The sequence below is a fragment of the Salmonella sp. 2018103 genome (assembly GCF_026247685.1).
GTDB lineage: Bacteria > Pseudomonadota > Gammaproteobacteria > Enterobacterales > Enterobacteriaceae > Salmonella > Salmonella enterica.
On the sequence record NZ_CP111029.1, the window covers coordinates 2,317,895 to 2,340,462 of the forward strand.

At 52.5% G+C, this 22,568-nt stretch carries 22 protein-coding genes and 1 pseudogene; 12 read left to right on the forward strand and 11 right to left on the reverse strand.

The annotated features are described in order from the left end of the window. The first annotated feature begins 110 nt into the window (after positions 1-110). Positions 111-341 (forward strand): YncJ family protein, encoded by a 231-nt coding sequence (locus OLG56_RS11225; RefSeq protein WP_001537894.1) that lies wholly within the window; start codon positions 111-113, stop codon positions 339-341. Here the strand turns inward: OLG56_RS11225 and OLG56_RS11230 are convergent, their stop codons facing one another. Continuing rightward, complete coding sequence (locus OLG56_RS11230) at positions 342-2,306, reverse strand: peptidase U32 family protein (protein ID WP_061377317.1); 1,965 nt, start codon at positions 2,304-2,306, stop codon at positions 342-344. Between the two features lie 78 nt (positions 2,307-2,384). Continuing rightward, the gene (locus tag OLG56_RS11235) at positions 2,385-2,921 is read right to left on the reverse strand and encodes a helix-turn-helix domain-containing protein (protein ID WP_000369550.1); all 537 of its coding nucleotides are present in this window, start codon (positions 2,919-2,921) and stop codon (positions 2,385-2,387) included. 91 nt (positions 2,922-3,012) lie between these two features. Here OLG56_RS11235 and OLG56_RS11240 point away from each other — a divergent pair, with 91 nt between their 5' ends. Beyond that, the gene (locus tag OLG56_RS11240; protein ID WP_001238500.1) at positions 3,013-4,191 is read left to right on the forward strand and encodes a benzoate/H(+) symporter BenE family transporter; all 1,179 of its coding nucleotides are present in this window, start codon (positions 3,013-3,015) and stop codon (positions 4,189-4,191) included. A gap of 53 nt (positions 4,192-4,244) precedes the next feature. On the opposite strand, the gene OLG56_RS11245 is transcribed toward OLG56_RS11240, so the two are convergent. From OLG56_RS11245 to tehA, 3 genes are all read right to left on the reverse strand, one after another. Further along, positions 4,245-4,913 carry a DUF3313 domain-containing protein gene (locus tag OLG56_RS11245; RefSeq protein WP_001259021.1) on the reverse strand — a complete coding sequence of 223 codons (669 nt, stop codon included), beginning with the start codon at positions 4,911-4,913 and terminating at the stop codon, positions 4,245-4,247. A gap of 155 nt (positions 4,914-5,068) precedes the next feature. Continuing rightward, positions 5,069-5,665: a tellurite resistance methyltransferase TehB gene (tehB, locus tag OLG56_RS11250; protein ID WP_000218275.1), complete on the reverse strand. Its 597-nt coding sequence runs from the start codon at positions 5,663-5,665 to the stop codon at positions 5,069-5,071. Next, positions 5,652-6,665, reverse strand: a complete 1,014-nt coding sequence (gene tehA / locus OLG56_RS11255) for a dicarboxylate transporter/tellurite-resistance protein TehA (RefSeq protein ID WP_001243996.1) — start codon at positions 6,663-6,665, stop codon at positions 5,652-5,654. Before tehA ends, tehB begins: the two co-directional genes overlap by 14 nt. A gap of 106 nt (positions 6,666-6,771) precedes the next feature. On the opposite strand from tehA, the gene ydcK reads away from it, so the two are divergent. Further along, positions 6,772-7,752, forward strand: coding sequence for a YdcK family protein (ydcK, locus tag OLG56_RS11260; protein ID WP_000170583.1), 981 nt, complete (start codon positions 6,772-6,774; stop codon positions 7,750-7,752). Here the strand turns inward: ydcK and rimL are convergent. Then, entirely contained in the window at positions 7,749-8,288 is a 540-nt protein-coding gene (gene rimL, locus OLG56_RS11265; protein ID WP_000229293.1) for a 50S ribosomal protein L7/L12-serine acetyltransferase, read from the reverse strand. The genes ydcK and rimL overlap by 4 nt on opposite strands. A 216-nt stretch (positions 8,289-8,504) precedes the next feature. Between rimL and OLG56_RS11270 the strand changes: the two genes are divergently transcribed. From OLG56_RS11270 to aac(6'), 8 genes are all read left to right on the forward strand, one after another. After that, on the forward strand, positions 8,505-9,623 hold the full coding sequence (locus tag OLG56_RS11270; RefSeq protein ID WP_000144623.1) for a M42 family metallopeptidase: 1,119 nt from the start codon (positions 8,505-8,507) through the stop codon (positions 9,621-9,623). Continuing rightward, on the forward strand, positions 9,620-9,901 hold the full coding sequence (sgcB, locus tag OLG56_RS11275) for a PTS sugar transporter subunit IIB SgcB (RefSeq protein WP_000976132.1): 282 nt from the start codon (positions 9,620-9,622) through the stop codon (positions 9,899-9,901). Before OLG56_RS11270 ends, sgcB begins: the two co-directional genes overlap by 4 nt. Positions 9,902-9,911: 10 nt before the next feature. Beyond that, positions 9,912-11,225 carry a PTS sugar transporter subunit IIC SgcC gene (gene sgcC, locus OLG56_RS11280; protein ID WP_052942673.1) on the forward strand — a complete coding sequence of 438 codons (1,314 nt, stop codon included), beginning with the start codon at positions 9,912-9,914 and terminating at the stop codon, positions 11,223-11,225. 13 nt (positions 11,226-11,238) lie between these two features. Further along, on the forward strand, positions 11,239-12,045 hold the full coding sequence (sgcQ, locus tag OLG56_RS11285) for a BtpA family protein SgcQ (protein WP_000118615.1): 807 nt from the start codon (positions 11,239-11,241) through the stop codon (positions 12,043-12,045). 131 nt (positions 12,046-12,176) lie between these two features. Next, entirely contained in the window at positions 12,177-12,614 is a 438-nt protein-coding gene (gene sgcA / locus OLG56_RS11290; protein ID WP_000606458.1) for an SgcA family PTS sugar transporter subunit IIA, read from the forward strand. A gap of 11 nt (positions 12,615-12,625) precedes the next feature. Continuing rightward, complete coding sequence (locus OLG56_RS11295; RefSeq protein WP_000600604.1) at positions 12,626-13,258, forward strand: ribulose-phosphate 3 epimerase family protein; 633 nt, start codon at positions 12,626-12,628, stop codon at positions 13,256-13,258. Between the two features lie 15 nt (positions 13,259-13,273). Beyond that, positions 13,274-14,065 (forward strand): DeoR/GlpR family DNA-binding transcription regulator, encoded by a 792-nt coding sequence (locus OLG56_RS11300; protein WP_001670738.1) that lies wholly within the window; start codon positions 13,274-13,276, stop codon positions 14,063-14,065. Then, entirely contained in the window at positions 14,065-14,502 is a 438-nt protein-coding gene (aac(6'), locus tag OLG56_RS11305) for a cryptic aminoglycoside N-acetyltransferase AAC(6')-Iy/Iaa (protein WP_053258911.1), read from the forward strand. Before OLG56_RS11300 ends, aac(6') begins: the two co-directional genes overlap by 1 nt. A gap of 46 nt (positions 14,503-14,548) precedes the next feature. Here the strand turns inward: aac(6') and OLG56_RS11310 are convergent, their stop codons facing one another. The 5 genes and pseudogenes from OLG56_RS11310 to hglS form a co-directional block, all read right to left on the reverse strand. Then, the gene (locus OLG56_RS11310) at positions 14,549-15,751 is read right to left on the reverse strand and encodes a lactate oxidase (RefSeq protein WP_000856051.1); all 1,203 of its coding nucleotides are present in this window, start codon (positions 15,749-15,751) and stop codon (positions 14,549-14,551) included. A gap of 11 nt (positions 15,752-15,762) precedes the next feature. Beyond that, a complete protein-coding gene (locus OLG56_RS11315; RefSeq protein ID WP_072102258.1) occupies positions 15,763-16,338 on the reverse strand; it encodes a YceI family protein in 576 nt (191 codons plus the stop codon). Positions 16,339-16,533: 195 nt separating this feature from the next. Beyond that, on the reverse strand, positions 16,534-18,189 hold the full coding sequence (locus OLG56_RS11320) for a glucan biosynthesis protein D (RefSeq protein WP_023136772.1): 1,656 nt from the start codon (positions 18,187-18,189) through the stop codon (positions 16,534-16,536). A gap of 219 nt (positions 18,190-18,408) precedes the next feature. Next, positions 18,409-19,916: pseudogene (locus OLG56_RS11325) on the reverse strand (carboxylesterase/lipase family protein). A 48-nt stretch (positions 19,917-19,964) separates the two neighbouring features. Then, positions 19,965-21,308, reverse strand: a complete 1,344-nt coding sequence (gene hglS / locus OLG56_RS11330; protein WP_023212383.1) for a 2-oxoadipate dioxygenase/decarboxylase HglS — start codon at positions 21,306-21,308, stop codon at positions 19,965-19,967. A 292-nt stretch (positions 21,309-21,600) separates the two neighbouring features. Between hglS and OLG56_RS11335 the strand changes: the two genes are divergently transcribed. After that, entirely contained in the window at positions 21,601-22,524 is a 924-nt protein-coding gene (locus tag OLG56_RS11335; RefSeq protein ID WP_000414259.1) for a LysR substrate-binding domain-containing protein, read from the forward strand. Positions 22,525-22,568 lie beyond the last annotated feature (44 nt).

The following is a 22,568-nucleotide window of genomic DNA, read 5'->3' on the forward strand; positions in this document are numbered from 1 at the left end:
CAACTTATCGCACTTATTGACAAACCGTTTTCGCTAATTTGAAGTGTTGAATAATAACTCAAAGAAATTATTGGCATCATAGCCTCACGACGTAACTGGAAGGTGGTATGATGTTTACAAAAACGTTATCAGTAGTTTTACTGACCTGTGCGCTGTTTTCAGGCCAGTTACTGGCGAAACAGCAAGACCACGCATTCGTATGGTTTGCGACGGGAGGGCACCAGCTTAGACACGAAGCCGACAGCGATGAATTACGGGCGGCAGCGGAAGAATCAGCGGAAGGCTTGCGCGAGCACCACAACTGGCAGAAATCGCGCAAACCAGAGAGCTATTTTCGTTAATTAAACGCCCCTGCGCTTCGGCAGCGTTTTCATCAGCGCTTCAGGGCTCACTGAAGCGACAACGCTGCCGGGCTGGGGCATTTTTAAGATATGGTTTTTAATTTTGCCAATGACATGCATTTCGCAAGGGCGACAGTCGAATTTTAGCGTCAGTACCTCATCGCCATGCACCAACTGCATCGGCGTGGCTTTCCAGCTCTTAATATTTCCTTTCGCCTGCTTAGGACAAAGGTTGAACGCAAAACGCAGGCAGTGTTTGGTGATCATGACCGGTACCTCGCCCTTCTCCTGATGCGCCTCATAGGCCGCATCAATCAATTGTACGCCGTAACGGTGATAAAATTCCCGCGCTTTGTGGTTGTAGACATTAGCGAGAAAGCTGAGATGCGTTTGCGGATAGACCGGCGCAGGCTGCGCCACGGGTTTCCGACGACCTCGTTGATAATGGGCCAGCCGCGCCGCGTCAAGCATATCAATCGCCTCCCGACGGAACTGATTGAGCAGGCTATTTGGCACGAACAACGCCGCCGGTAATGTCACCTGCATATCACGCGCGTAGTAAGGCGTCTGTCCCAGCTTCGCCAGTCCGGCTTTTAGGTTATTCAACGCTTTTTCAGAGTTATTGGCTTCCTCAAATACCCCGTCAAGCGTATGCGTGATGCAGACACCGTCTTCACTGGTCAGCGTCAGAATAAGCTGTTCCTGCCAGCCGCCCAGCATGATATCAACCGCCACACGGCGCTCACTGGAGGTTTTTGTCAGCGCTTGCTGCCAGTTATGATCCAGATTACGATTCAACGGATGATGCGGACGGACTTTATGCAGATCGGCAGGCATATCATTTGGCCAAACGCGGTAGCGGTTATGACCGGTTTTCTCCACCGTATTGGCGCGAAAACCCACCACTTCACGCTTAATCAACACGTTAAGACCATCGCCATTCGCCAACGGCTCCGTAGCTTCTACGTCGAGATAATCCTTCGCCACATTCAGCACCTCGCCTACCGGCAAGCCAATAAATTTTGGTGAATCAAATGCGCCAATATCACCTTTACGCGCGTTAACAAAATAGTCGGTGCTGCCGCGATGGAATGTTTTCTCCGTGGAGGGAACAAAAAAGTGTTCGGTCCGACCAACCGACGCACGCGCCAGATCGCCACGTTGCTCGATAATCGCGTCCAGCATCTGACGATAATGCGCGGTGATGTTTTTGACATAGCTCATGTCTTTGTAGCGCCCTTCAATCTTGAAGGAACGTACGCCTGCATCGATCAACGCGCCGAGGTTAGCCGTTTGATCGTTATCTTTCATCGATAGCAAATGTTTTTCGTAAGAGACCACCCGCCCCTGATCGTCTTTTAACGTATACGGTAAGCGACAGGCCTGCGAACAGTCGCCCCGATTGGCGCTGCGCCCGGTTTGCGCATGAGAGATATAACACTGCCCAGAATAAGCGACACACAGCGCGCCATGAATGAAGAACTCAATCGTGGCGTCAGTAGCCTGATGAATAGCCGCTATCTGACTCAAATTAAGCTCGCGCGCCAGTACAATCTGTGAAAAACCGACATCGGCAAGAAATTTCGCTTTTTCCACACTACGAATATCACACTGTGTACTGGCGTGAAGCTCAATCGGCGGGATATCCAGCTCCAGAATGCCCATATCCTGCACAATCAGCGCATCCACCCCGGTGTTGTACAAATCGGTGATTAACCGCTGCGCGGGCTCCAGCTCATCATCATGCAGGATAGTATTCAGCGTGACAAAAATCCGGGCGCCGTAACGGTGAGCAAACGGGACCAGATCGGCGATATCGCGCAGACTGTTACTGGCGTTATGACGCGCGCCAAAACCGGGTCCACCGATGTAGACGGCATCTGCGCCATGCAAAATCGCTTCGCGAGCAATTGCGGCGTCACGGGCCGGACTTAACAATTCGAGATAGTGAGTTTGCTGGCGCATACAGTCTTTCTTATCCAATAGCAGCGAAATGGCGGCTATTGTAGTCAGAAGCGCAAACTAACGAAATAGTTTTCCCGCTTAATCACGCGGGTAATGGATCAGCGAGTGAAAATGAACCGTCTGGTCACTACTGTTGCGATAGGTATGCGCCATATCACCGGCAAAACGCAAACCTTTACCGGCGTCTATGGTTTGCCATACCCCACCAGTACACATGTCCAGCCGCCCCTGAATCACCACCACATGTTCGATAACGCCGGTTTTATGCGGCGTTGATTCGCTGACCGCGCCTGGCGCCAGCAATAGGGAAAAATAGTCAAAACAGAGTTCAGGGTCCCACGGAAACAGCGGTGTGATTACCATCGCTTGCTGCTGGGGATCGAAGGTCGGAGGAAATTCGGCCTGCGGAGGCGAAATAAACATTGAGAATGGAACGTTCAGGCCCGTCGCAATTTTCCACAGCGTTGCGACTGTCGGGCTGGATTCATTACGCTCTATCTGCCCCAACATGGCTTTTGAGACGCCGGAGATCTCCGCCAGACGCGATAAACTCCAGCCTCGCTGATGGCGTAGCGTTCTTAACGTGGTCGCCAGATAGTGTGTCAGGTTATCCATTTTTCCCCCCTGTAAGGCCATAGCGTATCACTTGTACGCTATAACGCACAATGCTACATTGACTGACCGTTATAACGCACAAGAGGCGATCATGCGTCTGTTATCACTGCCGTTACCTACTGTATTATCTGGTCTGGTCGCCGTTCTGGTCGGCTATGCAAGTTCCGCCGCCATTATCTGGCAGGCGGCGCTCGCCGCTGGCGCAACACCCGCAGAGATCGCCGGCTGGATGACCGCCCTCGGTATAGCCATGGGCATAAGCACACTAACGTTAACCTTGTGGTATCGTGCGCCGGTTTTAACCGCCTGGTCAACGCCTGGCGCCGCTCTGTTGGTAACAGGGCTTCAGGGATTATCGTTGCCAGACGCGGTGGGCATATTCATTGTCGCCAATGCCCTGATTGTGCTGTGCGGCGTCACGGGATTGTTTGCGCGTTTGATGCGGATAATCCCCCATTCTCTTGCCGCCGCAATGCTGGCGGGAATACTGCTACGCTTCGGCCTGCAGGCGTTCGGGACGCTCAACGGAGAGTTTGTCATGTGCGGCGGTATGCTATTGGCGTGGCTACTCTTTAAAGTATTCGCGCCCCGCTATGCCGTTATTGCTGCCATGGTGATGGGAATAACGGTGGCGCTCATCCAGGGTAAGGTGGCGATGAGCGGTATTCATTTCGCGCCGGTGTGGCCCACCTTCGTTCCCCCCCACTTTTCATTCGCGCAAAGCCTGAGCGTCGCGGTACCGCTCTTTCTGGTGACGATGGCATCGCAAAACGCCCCCGGCGTCGCCACAATGAAGGCGTCTGGCTATCAGCTTCCTGTCTCTCCGTTAATGATTTTTACCGGATTGCTGGCGCTGCTGCTTTCGCCATTTGGCGTTTATTCTATCTGCATTGCCGCCATTACAGCCGCCATTTGTCAAAGCCCGGACGCGCACCCCGATCCAACGCGTCGCTGGTTAGCGGCCGCCGCCGCAGGCGTTTTTTATTTACTTGCCGGGTGGTTTGGCGGTTCGATAACCGCGCTGATGGTCGCCCTGCCGGTTAGCTGGGTGCAAATGCTGGCTGGTCTGGCACTGTTAAGTACGATTAGCGGTAGCCTGTATCAGGCGCTTACTCACGAAAATGAGCGTGACGCGGCAGTTATCGCATTTCTCGTCACCGCCAGCGGGCTAACGCTGATGGGCATCGGATCGGCATTCTGGGGGTTGATCGCTGGCGGGATAGGCTACGCTGTATTAACGAGAACGCGCCGCCCATCGTTGTCTGGCTGATGGCGACCGCTAATCTGCCGGGGTTTGCGCCATCTTGCGATGGCGCCGCAGAACTATTTTTTGTTAACGTCAAACATAGAGGTATCCGTCGCCATATCATCCACGACCTGTTTCAACGTCTCAAACGCCATTGGCGTACTGGAATTACTCAGGTCTTGACCTTCACCCTGGCGCACTACCTTGACGACCGGCTTGTTGGTCGCGGCATCTATCAGCTCACCCTCAAAATAAAGGTGGGTATCCATGGTTCGGTGGCCCGTCGCCATTTGCGTGCCCGCCACAATCAGCGCTACAGGGATTACCTCATAGAATTGTAGCCCTTCTTTGCTGGTATCCACGCCCGTAATCGCCCCGCGGAAAATCAAACTGCGCGGCCCTGGCGTCGTGACCAGCGGTTTGCGCTGTTCAATTGCTGATTTTACTTTACTGTTCGTATAAGCCAGCAGTTTATCAAGAACTTGCTGCCCGACCTGGGTCGTTGGCTTGGGGACGGGATAGTACGTTATCGGATTGTAAACAATATTGTCATAGTTAGAGTCATTGAAATGTGGATCTACCCAGCGCAACACCGGTTTTCCCGTGGCGGAGGTAGTTTCCTGCAGGTCCGAATAATTTTTTAAGAATCCAGAATACTTATCCGGCTGTGTGACTTTGGACGCACAGCCGGATAACGCCAGCAAGCCAGTAAGCACTGCAACTTTAAATAAAGTATGAGTACGCATGAAACGATCCCTTTAGTCTTCGCAATGATGCAAAGGAAATAATAGCAAAACGAAATCATTCTGGATGCACTAAAAATGGTAACGACAGCACAATTTGAACGCGGCGCCCGACAAAAAAATGCCGAACGCAGCGAGACTTACAGAACTTGCATCGGTCAGGCCGGTTTTCTCGCCAGCATCGTAGCAAAGCGCAGTTTGATACGGTTGCCGTTTTCGTCCGTGCGGTGAAGCTCGCCGACATCTTCGTTGTATTTCAGCATGTCCCATCCTTCGTAATAGCGGCGTAATTCGCCTTCTTTAAAAGCGAACGGGAATCCCACCGTACAGGGAAAGTCCGGCGTATCCATTGCCGCAACAATCAAATTATACCCGCCGGGTTTTGTGCAGCGTTGCATATTGGCAATTAAACCGGGAATGGTTTGCGCCTCAAGAAACATCATAACCACCGTCGAGAGAATAAAATCGTACTCGCCGTCAAAGGTCAATGTATTCAGATCGACAATGTCGGTTTGCAGATTATCCAGCCCTTCTGCCGCTTTAATACGCTCAAGGTTAGCCATACTGGCCGGATTTTTATCCCATGCGGTAACGTCATAACCGTTCGCGGCCAGATACAGACTATTGCGGCCATTGCCGCATCCCAAATCCAGCGTTCGGCCCGGCGCGACAACCTTTGCCGCCGCCAGCACATCCGAATGCGTGCGGGTTAATCCATATTTCTCAGTAAAGTAATTTTCGTCACGAACGGTCATTTTTTTCCTCCGTTTTCAACAGTGCAGCGCGCTCAGTGCGAATAAGCAACGTCCCCTGCACCAGCAATAGAAATGTACGAACCAGCAATAAGGCGATAATAGCGTTAGTGAAAATAAACAGCGGGACGGCCAGAATATGGAAAAGCCCTGATTCACTACCGTGACCAAGATGTAACCCCGTGGTCGCCAGCGCGGAAACGCCGAACGAAAAACTCCAGAAAGAAGCATTAAACGGTTGTGATAAATACCAGGGCATTAATCGCAGCATAAATAAAAGTTGTAACAGACCGTAGCCGAATAGCATTTTCGCCAGCGTGTCGCCCTCCCCGCCATTGACGCTCAGCCAGGCGCTACAGGCGACCAGCGCGGGCGCCAGTTGGATACCCAACGACGTACGCAGTACCGCCGGTAATTCGCCGCAGCTACGCAGTCGCTGCAAAATAACCGGTTCCAGACTTAACCACGAAAAAACGCCTGCGCCTAAAAACACCAGTCCGGCATCATTGTAACCGAGCGCTCCACAGGCCATGGCGCTGATAAAATTATTCGCTACCGTGGGCAGATAAAGCCCCGGGGTTGTCGCTTCTTCCGGATGCGCTCCGCGCCAAAGTCCCGCCGTCTGCCAGGCGGCATACGCCAGTTGTATGACGACCCCCACGCTGAATAGCGCAACGGCCAACGGGCGATACCAGGGAACGAAACCGATCGCGACCAGCATCGTGGTGGCGGGAAACAGGCTGACAAAACTGCTCATTACCGGATGTCGCACTTCAGCCATCACGCTATGGGGAAAGCGCACAAGACGGCTAAGGAACGCCAGGGTCAAGAGTGCCCAAATAATCATCGCCAGGATCACCATGATGTCGCCGGGCCAGTGGCTTATTGCCCATATCTGGCTGGCATAACGCCAGGCGAATCCCATACCGATAGTGCCAAGGACGATGCCAAAATAGCCCGCAGGCAGATTGAGCACACGATCGCTCTGCTTGTGATTACGCATTTTGTTTAATTTATAAAGTATATTTTAAATGCATTTTATGGAATTTCTGGTTGTTTCGCCAGTACCTTTGCTACGGTTATCTTAATCGTTCACACGGAATTTCCCTATGACCAAATATCGACTGAGTGAAGAACCTCGTGCTTTTACTTATCAGGTAGACGGTGAGAAGAAAAGCGTCTTATTACGACAAGTTATTGCCGTAACGGATTTTAACGATGTTAAAGCCGGAACCTCCGGCGGCTGGGTTGATGCCGATAATGTGCTGTCACAACAGGGGGATTGCTGGATTTATGATGAAAACGCGATGGCCTTTGCGGGCACGGAAATTACGGGTAATGCGCGTATCACGCAGCCGTGCACGCTCTACAATAACGTGCGAATAGGCGATAACGTCTGGATTGATCGCGCTGATATCAGCGATGGCGCACGGATAAGTGACAACGTCACCATTCAGTCCTCTTCCGTGCGCGGAGAGTGTGCGATTTATGGCGATGCCCGCGTGTTAAACCAGTCAGAAATTCTCGCCGTTCAGGGACTAACGCATGAACATGCGCAGATTTTACAAATTTACGATCGCGCCACCCTGAGCCATTCGCGGATTGTCCATCAGGTACAGCTTTATGGCGACGCCACTATCACACACGCTTTTATTGAGCACCGGGCGGAGGTCTTTGATTTCGCGCTCATCGAAGGCAACAAAGACAATAATGTCTGGATCTGTGACTGCGCCAAAGTCTATGGCCATGCGCGGGTTATCGCCGGTACAGCGGAAGATGCGATCCCTACCCTTCGCTACAGCTCGCAGGTAGCGGAACATGCGTTAATCGAAGGCAACTGTGTGTTAAAACATCATGTGCTGGTAGGCGGACATGCTGAGGTACGCGGAGGCCCGATTTTACTGGACGACCGCGTGCTGATTGAAGGCCATGCCTGTATACAGGGCGAAATTCTGATTGAGCACCAGGTCGAGATTAGCGGACGGGCGGCGGTGATAGCGTTTGACGGCAATACTATTCACCTGCGCGGCCCAAAAGTGATCAATGGCGAGGATCGTATTACGCGTACCCCCTTAGTCGGTTCCCTTTAATCCGCATCAATAATGCGGGCATACATATTAACGTCGTGATAGTCGCCGTTAAGATACTCGGCCTGTTTCATACAGCCTTCCAGCGTAAAATGGTTGCGCCGTGCGACCGCATTACTGGCTTGATTATCAACGCGGCATTTAATGACGAAGCGCCGAATATCGCCGCGCCGGGCATAATGTGTCATCAGCGCCTGTAATGATTGCGACATTATCCCTTGTCCCTGGAGGGACTCATCCAACCAGTAACCGATATAGGCGGCTTTGTTTATCGGTTCGATGGCATTAAATGAGAGTACGCCCGCCATCTCATTCTGGCAGAAAATCAGGTACATTTTGGCGTAACCACGCTGGTGCAACAGTATATTACCCTGCACATGCTTACGCGTTTCCTCCTGCGACGTGACATATTGCGGCCAGTCGAGCGACTGTTGTAGCCACGCTTTGTTTTTGAGTACCAGTTGGTGCAGCGCCGGAACATGACTTTCATCTGCCGCTTGCAGTTCCAGCGTCGTGCTAACAGGAATAATTTCCACCATCGCGTTGCCCTTCTTCGTTGTTGGTCGTGATCACATAAATAGCCTGGTTTACCGATAACCCGCAGGTGATATGAGCGTTTTTATTGTATCGCCATCACATTATTTTTTATTGGCCCTATTTAGCGTATTTCCGCGTGACACATTTCACACTTATCCAACCATTCTCCGCCTATAAAACGCTCAACGACTGATTGTTTTATCACCACGGAGACGCCAATGACCTTTTCTGTGCAGGAAACGCTTTTTTCTTTACTGCGGCTAAACGGGATTTCAGGACATGAAAGCAGTATTGCAAACGTTATGCAGCACGCGTTTGAACAGCAGGCCAAAGACGTCTGGCGGGATCGCCTGGGCAATGTCGTCGCCCGTTATGGCAGCGATAAATCCGACGCGCTTCGCCTGATGATTTTTGCGCATATGGATGAAGTGGGTTTTATGGTACGCAAGATCGAACCCTCCGGTTTTTTACGTTTTGAACGCGTGGGCGGCCCGGCGCAAATTACTATGCCCGGTTCGATTGTGACGCTTGCCGGACGTTCAGGCGATATCATGGGCTGTATCGGTATTAAAGCATATCACTTCGCGAAGGGTGACGAGCGCACCCAGCCTCCCGCTCTCGATAAACTCTGGATTGATATCGGCGCAAAAGATAAAGCGGATGCCGAACGAATGGGTATTCAGGTGGGGACGCCAGTAACCCTTTACAACCCGCCGCACTGTCTGGGCAACGACCTGGTATGCAGTAAGGCGCTGGATGACAGGCTGGGGTGTACGGCGCTACTGGGCGTCGCCGAGGCCCTCGCCTCCACACCGCTCGATATCGCGGTATTCCTGGTCGCGTCGGTGCAGGAAGAGTTCAATATTCGCGGCATTATTCCCGTTTTACGACGCGTGCGCCCCGACCTGGCGATTGGTATTGATATCACCCCATCCTGCGACACGCCTGACCTGCAGGATTACTCGGATGTGCGGGTCAACCACGGCGTCGGCATCACCTGTCTGAACTATCACGGACGCGGTACGTTGGCGGGACTGATTACGCCGCCGCGTTTGCTGCGGATGCTGGAGACCACCGCGCACGAAAATAATATTCCCGTACAGCGAGAAGTCGCGCCAGGCGTCATCACCGAAACCGGCTACATTCAGGTTGAACTGGACGGTATTCCCTGTGCCAGTCTTTCTATTCCCTGCCGCTATACCCACTCGCCAGCCGAAGTCGCCAGCCTGCGCGACCTGGCTGATTGTATCCGTTTACTGACTGCGCTGGCCAATATGTCGCCAGAACAGTTTCCCATTGAGCCTGAAACAGGCGCTACACAAGAGGCACGACCATGATGAAAAAGATCCTTGTGGCATGTGGTACCGGCATGTCGACATCAACCATGATTGCACAAAAACTGCAGGACTTTCTTGCGGAGCAAGGCATTGCGGCAACCACGGCGCAATGTTGTCTGAATGAGATCCCGTTGAACTGTAACGGTATGGATCTCATCGTAACGTCCATGCGTACGCACAGTGACTATGGCATCCCGACGCTCAACGGCGCCGCCCTGCTGACAGGCATCAACGACGACGCATTAAAACAAGAAATCAAGGCGCTGTTAACACAATAAAGGGGGCATTATGTTTGATTACATCCTGTCTCTCGGCGGCACCGTCTTTGTGCCCATCATTATGATTATCATCGGTTTAATCTTTCGTATTCCCTGGCTGCAGGCGGTGAAAGCCGGGGTGACGGTCGGCATCGGTTTTGTCGGCATGGGGTTGGTGATCGTCATGGCGATCGACAGTCTCAGTCCGCCGATTAAAGTGATGATTGAGCGTTTTGGCCTGACGCTGCATGTGTTTGACGTCGGCGCCGGGCCCGCGTCCGGCGTCGGCTATGCGACGGCCATCGGCGCTATGATCATTCCCGTTATCTTTCTGCTCAACGTCGGTATGTTGGTGACTCGTCTGACCAAAACCATGAACGTTGATATTTATAACTACTGGCACTACGCCATTACCGGAACGATCGTCCAGTTGATGACCGGCAGTCTGATTTATGGCGTACTGGGCGCGATTTGTCACGCCGCCTTGTCGTTGAAAATGGCCGACTGGACGGCGAAACGAGTACAGAACATTGTGGGTCTGGAAGGGATTTCTATTCCGCAAGGGTATGGCTCCAGTTCCGTGCCGTTGTTCGTATTGCTGGATGCGATATACGAAAAAATACCGTTTATGAAAGGACGCAATATTGACGCTCAGGAGATCCAAAAACGGTATGGGATGGTCGGCGACCCGGTGATCATTGGCGTTGTTCTCGGGCTGATCTTCGGACTTGCCGCAGGCGAAGGCTTTAAAGGGTGCGCAACCTTAATGATTACCGTGGCGGCGATTATGGTGCTGTTTCCGCGCATGATTCGCCTTATCGTTGAGGGATTAATGCCCATTTCCGACGGCGCGCGTAAGTTCTTCCAGAAACACTTTAAAGGGCGCGAAGTCTTTATCGGTCTGGATACCGCAGTGACGTTAGGCCACCCGACCACCATCGTGGTTGGACTGCTGTTAATTCCCATCATGTTAATTCTGGCGAGCATACTGCCGGGCAATAAAGTCCTGCCGTTGGCTGATTTACCGGTTGCGCCGTTTTTTATCTGCATGGCCACGGTTATTCATCGCGGCGATCTGATTCGTACTCTGCTCAGCGGCATCATTGTCATGATTACCGTTCTGCTGATCGCCACCCAGTTCGCACCGTACTTTACCGATATGGCGCTCAAAGGCGGCTTTAGCTTCGCCGCTGAAAACGCGCAAATTACCGCGCTGTCGGTGGGAAATATGTTTGGCTGGTCAATATCTGAATTGATGTCGCTGGGCATGATTGGCGTGGTTATTGTGGTCGGCATTGTCGCCAGCATCATACTTGTCTTACGTAAACGTGAACTACCGGAATAAGGAGCAACCCAGAATGAGTTGGCTAAAAGAGGTAATAGGAACAGAAAAAGCCGTTATCGCCATGTGCCATTTACGGGCGCTGCCGGGCGATCCCGGGTTCGATACCAGGAAAGGCATGAACTGGGTAATTGACCGCGCCCATGACGATTTAATGGCGCTACAAAATGGCGGCGTGGATGCGGTGATGTTCTCCAACGAATTTAGTCTGCCTTATTTAACGAAAGTCAGACCGGAAACGACCGCCGCGATGGCAAGAATCATCGGTCAGTTAATGAGTGAAATCCGCGTACCGTTTGGGGTAAACGTGTTGTGGGACCCTGTGGCCTCGTTTGATTTGGCAATGGCGACCGACGCAAAATTTATTCGCGAAATTTTCACCGGCGCTTACGCCAGCGATTTTGGCGTCTGGGATACGAATGTCGGCGAAACCATTCGCCATCAGCATCGCATCGGCGCAGGCCACGTGAAAACGTTGTTTAACATCGTGCCGGAAGCGGCGGTGTATCTGGGAAACCGAGATGTCTGTTCAATTGCGAAATCGACCGTATTTAACAATAACCCCGATGCTCTGTGCGTCTCAGGGCTGACGGCGGGCGCTCGCACGGATAGCGCCATACTGAAGCGGGTAAAAGAGACCGTCCCCGACACGGTCGTGCTGGCGAATACCGGGGTGTGTCTGGAAAACGTCGAGGAGCAGCTCTGCATTGCCGACGGATGCGTAACGGCAACCACGTTTAAAAAAGACGGCGTCTTCGCCAACTTTGTTGACCAGGCGCGCGTGGCGAAGTTTATGGAGAAAGTACGCCATATCCGACAATAAAATGGGGATAAGCAAAACGCTTATCCCCTGCAGAGAGCGATAACTCTTCTGCCGATCTCCGTCGCCTTCGCCAAAAGACACGCCGGGGATCGGTTTCAGAGTAACCCGAACCGGCAAGGAGTCAACGATCGATGATTAATGATGTTAAGTGGGTTCAGGCGCAACGCCATGCCAGCGACTGGCGACACGCGCTGGATATCGCCGTTCGTCCGCTGATTACCTTCGGCGCGGCGGCCCCCTGCTACCTGGACGGTATTATTGAGAACACCCTTAAATGGGGGCCATATTATCTTATCGCGCCGGGGATTGCGCTGCCCCATGCCAGACCGGAGCAAGGCGCCAACCATAATCAAATCAGCGTCACTACGTTATCAACGCCGGTCGCTTTCGGCAATGCGGATTGCGATCCCATCTGGCTGTTGCTTTGCGCCAGCGCCACGGATGCTGAAGCACATATTCGCACCATTCAACGCATCAGCCAGTGGCTCGACTCGCCGGAAAGCGTCGCGATGCTGCAAGATGCGCCAAATGACGCCGCGCTTTTCGCGCAATTAACCGCATTGCGCTGATGGAGGTTCCGATGATCCTGCACCCTTCACTGGCCTCCGCCGATCCGCTGCGCTATGCCGAGGCGTTGACCGCTTTACACGATGCGCCTCTCGGCTCGCTGCATCTGGATATCGAAGATACCAGTTTCATCAACAATATTACCTTCGGTATGAAAACCATTCAGGCAGTCGCACAACACACTCGCCATCCGCTCTCATTTCACCTGATGGTCTCATCACCGCAACGCTGGCTACCCTGGCTTGCAGCTATCCGCCCCGGCTGGATTTTCATTCATGCCGAAAGCGTGCAAAACCCCTCGGAGATTCTGGCGGATATTCGCGCTATCGGGGCGAAAGCAGGACTGGCGCTTAACCCGGCAACGCCGCTATTGCCTTATCGTTATCTGGCATTGCAACTGGATGCGCTGATGATCATGACCAGCGAACCCGACGGGCGCGGGCAGCAATTTATCGCCACGATGTGTGAAAAAGTGAGCCAAAGCAGAGAGCATTTCCCTGCTGCGGAATGCTGGGCGGACGGCGGTATTACACTTCGCGCCGCACGGCTGCTTGCCGCCGCAGGCGCACAGCATCTGGTGATTGGCCGGGCGTTATTCACGACGGCGAACTATGATGTGACGTTGTCACAATTCACCGCGCTATAAAGGAGTCATATGCTGATGAGCCAACAGCGCCCCGACCGTATCAAACAGATGTTGCATTACCTTTGGCAACACAGGCACCTCTCAACACAACAAGCTATTGAGCTTTTTGGCTATGCAGAGGCAACCGTGCGCCGGGATTTTCACTATATCGCCAGCCGTTATCCCGGAATGGTTCGCGGCCATGGTTGTATTGACTTCGACGACAGTACGGAAGATAAAGAATATGTTTTTGACGTTAAGCGAACGTTACAAAGCGAGGCGAAACGCGAAATCGCTGCCCTCGCCCGCACGTTCATCAAGGATGGAGACTGCTTTTTTCTCGACTCCGGCTCCACCTGTCTGGAACTGGCAAAATGTCTGGTTGACGCCAAAGTAAAAGTCATTTGCAATGACATCAAAATCGCTAATGAACTGGGTGGCTTCCCACACGTAGAGAGCTACATTATCGGCGGACTGATCCGCCCCGGCTACTTTTCGGTGGGCGAGAGTCTGGCGCTGGAGATGATTAACGCCTTTGCCGTTGAACGCGCCTTTATCTCCTGCGATGCGCTGTCGATTGAAACGGGCATCACCAACGCTACCATGTTTGAAGTGGGCGTTAAAACGCGCATTATTCAGCGCTCACGCGAGGTCATATTGATGGCCGATCACTCAAAGTTTGATACTGTAGAACCCCATGCGGTGGCGACGCTGTCCTGTATTACTACCATTCTTAGCGACAGTGCGCTCCCGTCTGCTATCGCCCGACGTTATCAGCAGGCGGGATGCCGTCTCATCATGTCAGACCCCTCATCAGGAGCGCGTTAATGGACATCAGGCACATGAACAAAACCCATCTGGAGCACTGGCGCGGATTGCGAAAACAGCTCTGGCCTGGTCACCCGGACGACGCCCATCTGGCGGACGGCGAAGAAATTCTGCAAACCGATCATCTGGCATCATTTATTGCGATGGCAGACGGGGTGGCGATTGGCTTTGCGGATGCCTCAATCCGCCACGATTATGTCAATGGCTGTGACAGTTCGCCCGTGGTTTTCCTTGAAGGTATTTTTGTTCTCCCCTCGTTCCGTCAACGCGGCGTAGCGAAACAATTGATTGCAGCGGTGCAACGATGGGGAACGAATAAAGGGTGTCGGGAAATGGCCTCCGATACCTCGCCGGAAAATACAATTTCCCAGAAAGTTCACCAGGCGTTAGGATTTGAGGAAACAGAGCGCGTCATTTTCTACCGGAAGCGTTGTTGAGGGAAATCATACAGGAAAAGGTCGGGTATAGTACCCGACCTTTATATTACTGGGGCAGCTCTTTTTCAGTTAACAAGCGTGTCGTTTTCACTTGTTCAATATTCCTGGCGCCACCCAACATCATGTTAATTGTCAGCTCTTTGTTTAGCTGTTCAATCACTGATGCCACACCCTGAGCGCCGCCAAGATTAAGACCGTATAATACAGGCCGGCCAACCGCCACAATATCCGCTCCGCTGGCTAACGCTTTGAATACGTGCGAACCACGGCGTACTCCGCTGTCAAAAATAACAGGCACTCGCTTGTTGACAACTTTTGCAATCGCAGGAAGCATATCGAATGAGGACGGCCCGCTGTCTAATTGACGACCACCATGATTAGAAACCCATATTCCTGCGGCCCCGGCCTGGATAGCAATTTCAGCATCCTCCGGCGACTGAATGCCTTTTACGATAACCGGCAGACCGGAAATACGATGTACATAGGCAATATCCTCCGGCGTAAAGGCTTGTTTAGCCTGCGCGTAAATTTCACTTATCCCTGCCCCTTTGCCGGTTTTTGAACCATCGTCATTTTTTCTGGCGAACATTTCCAGGTTTGCAAAGCCCAACGGGAACTGGAAGTTATTTTTAATATCTTCTTCCCGATAGCCACCGACAGGCGAATCTACGGTCAGAATAATCGCTTTAGCGCCATGCTTTACCGCTTGTGCAAGAATAAATTCGTTAAATTGATTATTCTTACTCATATAAAGCTGGAAGAAGAACGGATTTTTCCCGGAAACGTTAGCCACCTCTTCGATGGTCTTGTTGCCATAAGTACTCAACGAGAAAATCGAACCGACCTGCGCCATGCCTTTCGCCGTCGCCAACTCTCCGGAGGCGTGGGCCAGGCCCTGCGCTGCCATCGGTGCCTGGATTATAGGCGTTTTAAGCGGAATACCCAGTAGCTGCGTTGATAAATCGATCTCTTTTAACTCAATGCCCTGTAATACGCGCGGCATAATATATTTTTTGTCAAAGCTTTCGGTGTTGCTGCGAAGGTTATTCTCATCTTCGGCTCCACCGCGAATATAACCAAATGCCCCTTTCTCCATTCTGGCCTGAACGCGCGCTTCCAGAGAGGCTACGTTCGTCATTTTTATTGCTTTTTCGTCCGTGCTGGCTTTGTACTCTTCAGCATAAGCCAGGCCTGACGTTGCTAACATCGCCAGCGAGGCCACTACCCGAATGAGGTGATTAGTTTTCATCATCATTCCCTTTATTGCTTAACCGCTTCTGCCTGGATTTTTATATCGACAACTTTCGTCATCCCCATATCGACCAGATAATCTACACCCCACTGGGTGCGATCTATTTGCGTGACAAAATCACCACCGCAAACCTGCGCCTTGAATATCGGGCTCATATAACAGCCAAACTTGGTGGTGGTTAAGGTAACGGGCTTAGTTACTCCCTTCATTGTTAGCAAACCGTCAATAGAAACCGGTTTATTATCTTCAAAATGCCATTTTGTCGATTTAAATACTATTTCTGGATATTTTTCCGCATCCAGAATATCACTACTGCGGATATGGTTATCAAACGCATCCACCCCGGTATTTAAGGCGCTCACAGGAATCGTCACACGCATCTCTGCGACTTGCTTTTCCGGCTGATATTTCAGTTCGCCGCTAATAGCATAAAACCCGCCATGATTGGTTGAGGTCTGGAAATGATCGATATTAAATACCGCATTAGTATGCATATTATCAAATTTATATACATCTGCATGAGCAGCACTTAATAAACCCAGAGACAGGACAGCACCAAGAAAACTCTTTTTCATTATATTCACTTTATATCTTAAATAAGGTGAAGCTATCTTAATGTTCCCTGTCCGCAGGATCGAGAGGGATAAACAGGAAGGACTGTTGCAAAAATAGAACGATGGAAAGGCCGTGTCACAAAAACAGCGGCTCACGAATGGGTTTATGCCAGGGCAATTTCCGCAACCTGTACCGCCCTTGTGGCGGTACAGAAGGCAAACTGACTAACGCATGATACGATCGTCGACATAACGACGCTTATCCGGCGCGGGCGGGAAATACTGATACAGCCATGTTTCGCTGATAGCCTCCCCCTGGCAGCGCAGGAACATACGCATATCCACCGGTGCCGTAGAATCCGAGGTCGGATACCAGTCAAACTGGATACGATAACCGTCGAAAGGCTCTACGTAGAGGATCTCAATCTGCTTCGCCTCGCCACTGGAGAGCGTAATTACCGGCTCAATGCCTTTTGGCGCGGCCGCTTTCAGATCGCCGCCGACAAAATCAATAGCAAAACGGCGCGCCCATTTATCCGGGTAATGTTCGCCCGGTGCCCAACCTTCGGGAAATCCGCCCATCCCTGTACGGGTCGCCATGACCCGTGCAAGCGGCGATTGTACCGGCGGCTGCGCGCTCCAGTACAAACGATAATGGAACGCCAGCGCATCCCCGGCTTTGATCGCTTTTTCCGGCTGCCAGAAACAGACCACATTATCCAGAGTTTCGCCAGTGGTTGGGATCTCCATCAGGCTAACCGCGCCTTTCCCCCACTTACTGCGCGGCTCCACCCACAGGCTCGGACGTTTGTTGTACCAGCCCATCACATCCTGATAATGCGAGAAATCGCGATCGAGTTGCAGCAGGCCGAACCCTTTCGGGTTATCGTCCATATATGCATTGAACTGCAATTTCTGCGGATTATTCAGCGGGCGGCAAATCCACTCGCCGTTACCCCGCCACATCGCCAGCCGATCGGAATCGTGAATTTGCGGATGAATGGTGTCGCATACCCGGCGTTCATTATTCCCACAGCTAAACATACTGGTCATCGGCGCAATGCCAAGTTGCTTAATATCTTTACGGGCGTAGAGATGGTTTTCTACATCCATGATTACCTGCGATTTTTCGCAATGAATCACAAATTTATACGCGCCCGTCACGCTGGCGCTGTCCAGCAGAGCGTAAACGGTAAACGTAGTATCGCCCGGCTTCGCGGTGTCAAACCAGAATGCGGTGAAGTCAGGGAACTCTTCCTGACCGTCAGTATAGGTATCTATCGCCAGCCCGCGAGCCGACAGGCCATACTGATAAGTATCATCTACCGCCCGGAAATAACTGGCGCCCAGGAAGGAGACGACATCGCGCCGCGCCAGTTCCGGCGCTTTAAAGACACGGAAACCGGCGAAACCGAGATCGCTCTGCCCTTCCAGTTGCGTCGTATCGACGCCGGCATCGTTGTATTTAAACAGTTCCGGGCGAAAATGAATCTCGCGAGCAAGATGCGTCGTCGTATCAACGGAAAACATGCGTACGCGACGACGAAAGCCCATCCCTACGTGGAAAAACTGAATATCGAGCTGCCGGTTGGCAACACCGTTCCAGAGTGAATGCGCCGCGTCATACTGAATGCTGTTATAGGCCTGCGGCGTCAGATTGGCGAGCGTATCCGGCAAGGGGCCCGGCGCGCCGCCCCAGGGCTTTTTCGCTAACGCCTGGGCCATTGATTGCAGACCAGCAAAATCAAAACGGACAATTTTACCATCCGCAATATCGGATTCCGCGGCAAACGCCGCCTGAGAAAAGAGTGAAGCAATACCGCTGGAACCGCACACGGCGGCCATTGCCATTGAACCTTTAATAAATCGTCTACGATTCATACCTGAAAATGAGTCCTTCTGGTCTTGTGAATGGTCCCGCGCTGGTTTTTTCAGCAGCAAGAATGTGCCCGTTTCTGACCGCTCACTCTAGACAAAATTCATTAATAATCCAATTGTTGGTCGCCTGGAAACTGTGCAAAAGCGTAAATATTTTATGTCGATAAGAACCGACCGAATCGGATGTAAACCTCACGCAGCATTCTTCAGGTTATGAAAAGTTTATTCCAGACTAACGTGATGTTTCATGACTCGTTTAAACAGCGCCAGACGCGCACGCATAAAGCGGTTTTCCACTTTAAAACCGGCAAGTTTGTTCAGCCCCATCCGCAACAGACGATCTCGCCCCCGAATGCTGGCGGGCCAGCGAACCGGGCCGTGCAGCACGTCGCGCGTGCGGCTGGCATGACGAGCGAAATTCACCCAGTAATCCGCCACCTGCGAGGCAAAGGCCAGGTCATTCTCATTCACATAATGGCATGTGGGCTCAGCCCGCGTTAACGTATCGAATACATACGGTATTTCATTGCCATGACAGGCGCCATTCGCGTAGGTGTTATGCTCCGCTTCGGCGACATAATCAAACCAGTAACGCCAGCACGGTTCGCCGATCCGCTGCTGCGCTTGCATGACGACATAACCCAACGTGGTAAATACCATATCCCGACAGACCTGCCGCCCTAGTGCTTCGTCGCCTTTCACTCCAGGATAAAGCAGCCGGATTAACCCCAGGCCAACACGCCGCTCACGGCGCATTTTTTGAATTTGACCGGCAATATCGACGCCAAAAACTGCCAATACGCTGGCTTCATCGCTATTCGAGCCGATCATCACCGGTATCGGATGCTGTTTCGCCGCAAAGAAGGTTTCCAGCATCGGATGCGGCAGCACGACGTCGCCGGAAATCGGCGTCGGCGCAATTTTAAAAGGCGCGTCCAGCGGCCAAAACGTCTCTGCCGGTAAAGCGCGTAGCTGTTCGGCAGTGGCATGGGCTAAGCCAAGATGTTCTGCCAGCGCAACGCCTTTTTTAGCGCCACCTCGCGGGGCGTATCCGGCAGCGTATAACCACTCTGAATAATCGCTTTATGAAAAAGCCCCTTCGCCAACGGCGAAGCCATCAACGACAGCACGCTGCGGACGCCGGCGGATTCGCCAAATAACGTCACATTCTGCGTATCGCCGCCAAATGCGGCAATATTGTCCTGCACCCAACGCAGCGCAGCGATTTGATCGAGTAAAGCGAAATTATGAATACACTCCGCCTCTCCGCCTTCCAGCGCCGGATGCGCGAAAAAGCCCAGATGGCCAAGCCGATAATTGACCGTCACCACGATCGCGCCGCGCTTCGCCAGCGCATGTCCGTCATAGGGCGGCAAACTCCCCGCGCCAATAGTGTAACCGCCGCCGTGTAGCCAGACCATGACCGGCAACGGTTCATGACGCACGGCGGGAGCCCAGACGTTCAGATAGAGGCAGTCTTCGGAAAAATTTCCCGGATCGCCGCCGCCGAGTTCACGACACCAGGTAATATCCTGCCAACTGGCGCAGGAGAAACAATCCGCCTGGCGCACATCCTGCCAGGGCGTAACAGGCTGCGGCGCACGCCAGCGTAGCTCCCCTGTTGGCGGCGCGGCATAAGGTATACCGCGCCAGATATGGATTTCTTCCTGTACGACGCCCACGATTTTACCGTGACGCGTCGCCACCAGCGGGATGGAGGGATTCAACATAACGCCTTCCTTTTACAGTATCCTCACAGCCTGTGAAGCTTACCGCTTTTAAAGCAGACCGCAACGGCGTTTACTGCGTTCTTCCGCTTCCTGATATAACGAAAATTCATCCCGTACTGCACATCCCAGCGCCTGTTCAAAGGCGTCGCGGCTGGCATTACCGTGCCTTCTGGCCAGCGTTTCATTTCCCAAATTCGACTGAAAAATGCCGGCTGCGCTGACCGGAAGAAAATCTTCATAGGTAATCGGCTGCGCGATCACCCAACCGCGCTCAATAAGCGGCTGCGGATCGTCGCCAGGATGAATCGCCTGACGATGCGCCTCGCCGGAAGGCGTTAAGCGATAGCGGAACCAGGCAAGCCCCTGCTGGCGAAGCAGAAATTCGCTATCCGGAAAGGCGTTAAAGACCTCCTGCAAATGGAGTTGATGCGTGAAGTTATCCTTACCCGTTCCCGCCTTGTGCAATAGTTCATCATATAATCGACGACCTTTTGGCGTCAGCGCGACGCCACGTTGCTCAATTTCGCCGAAGCGCGCCGTGTGCGTACCCTGCTTTTCATCAACGAAGAGCACCTGCTCTTCCAGGGCTTTGAAACTGGTTTGCCGCAACAGAATAGGCACTTCGCGGCGAGGCGGACCTTCGATAAGAATTTTAGGCGTAATGCCGCACTCCGGCATCATGGCCTGTACCCGGTCGATATCCAGAGTACGCGGCGTCAGATGGTTAATGTGACATCCCGGAAAACAGACCACATCGGCAATTAAACGATGCTCACGATGCAGGCTGCGGTACGTTTCTTCATCAACGGTAGCCTGACGATGCCAGCGAAAAGTCTCCAGCGTTTCACGGACGAACTCTTCGACCTGAGCAGCACTAAAACCGCCCTGCTCGTCGTACTCATCCAGCAATTGTCGGCAGCGCGATGTAAAAATATCCCGCTGCGATAAGATTTCCGCCGCCCGCTGGCGTAATGCCGCGTTTTCAATGAGCTCCAGGCGTAATAGCGAAGTGAACATGCGAAAGGGATTACGCGAGAGCGAAGCCTCGTCAATGGGACGAAATGCCGTGGAGTGCACAGGCACGCCCGCCTGAGAGAGATCGTAATAACTTACTGGGTACATCCCCATGATGGCGAATATCCGACGCAAGGTAAAAAGTTCTTCTGCGGTTCCAACACGAATGGCGCCATGTCGTTCCACGTTCAATCGCGCCAGTTCATCGGCATTAGCCAACTGCTCATGCAGTTTGGGATTATTTTCCAGCACCGCCAGATTCACGTCAGCCACAAGTTCCAGTAACGTACCGTACTGCGGAACTTCCTGCTGGTACATTGCCGACATTGCCTGCGAAAAGTGTTCCCGAATCTCATCTGCCGTGATGGTGTTCGCCATAATGTCATGCCTCCAGTGAATGTTACCTGGAGTGTAGAAAACCTCATCCATTCCGGGGAGAAGAATTTACAAACTGTGATCCGGCCTGAATTCATTGTGTAGGACGGATTGACATGAGCTGGCGTATCCCCAACCAGATCGCGGCTTAACACGCTTAACGGCAGTTGAATCATCAGTAAAATAAAACAGTTGTAACTTGAAATGGTAAAATGTTAATAATATTTTGCTATCAGGTTATCAAAAACAAACAACTTTACTTGTCACCCGCACGGCTCTGTTTTTAACATCGCTTATGGAAAAAAATGGTCTGTTTAGTCAGCGCATTCGGTTGCGCCACCTTCATACATTTGTCGCCGTTGCGCAACAGGGAACGCTGGGGCGCGCGGCTGAAACCCTTAACCTGAGCCAGCCAGCGCTTTCTAAAACGCTGAACGAACTGGAACAACTCACCGGAACCCGTCTGTTCGAACGCGGGCGACTGGGCGCGCAATTAACGGTTCCTGGCGAACAATTTTTGACTCATGCGGTAAAAGTATTAGATGCATTGAATACCGCCGGGCAGGCGCTGAATCGCAAAGAGGACGCCAGCGCCGATGTGGTGCGTGTTGGCGCGCTCCCCACCGCTGCGCTGGGTATACTCCCGGCGGCTATTGGGCGGTTCCATCAACAGCAAAAATCGACCTCGTTACAGGTCGCGACCATGAACAATACGATGTTGCTTGCGGGTCTCAAGTCAGGCGAGATCGATCTGGGTATTGGCCGCATGTCAGACCCGGAATTAATGGGCGGTTTAAATTACGAACTGCTGTTTTTAGAATCGCTTAAATTAGTGGTACGCCCCGGTCATCCCCTGTTACAGGAGACGATCACGCTCAGTCGGGTTATGGAATGGCCGGTAGTCGTCTCGCCAAAAGGCACGGTACCGCGCCAGAATGCGGAAGCCCTGTTGCAAAGCCAGGGGTGTAAAATGCCTGCCGGATGTATCGAAACGCTATCCGCATCGTTATCACGACAACTGACCGTAGATTACGATTACGTCTGGTTCGTCCCCTCTGGCGCGGTTAAAGAAGATCTTCGCCAGGCAACGCTGGTCTCATTACCCGTGCCGACCCAGAGCGCAGGCGAACCGATAGGTATTCTTACGCGAGTTGATATCCCGCTCTCAACCGGGGCGCAAATGCTGATTGCGGCGATCCGTAAATCGATGCCGCTGTGATAGCGGCTGTCGGGCATTAAACGCGCCCGCGGCTAAAATAGCCC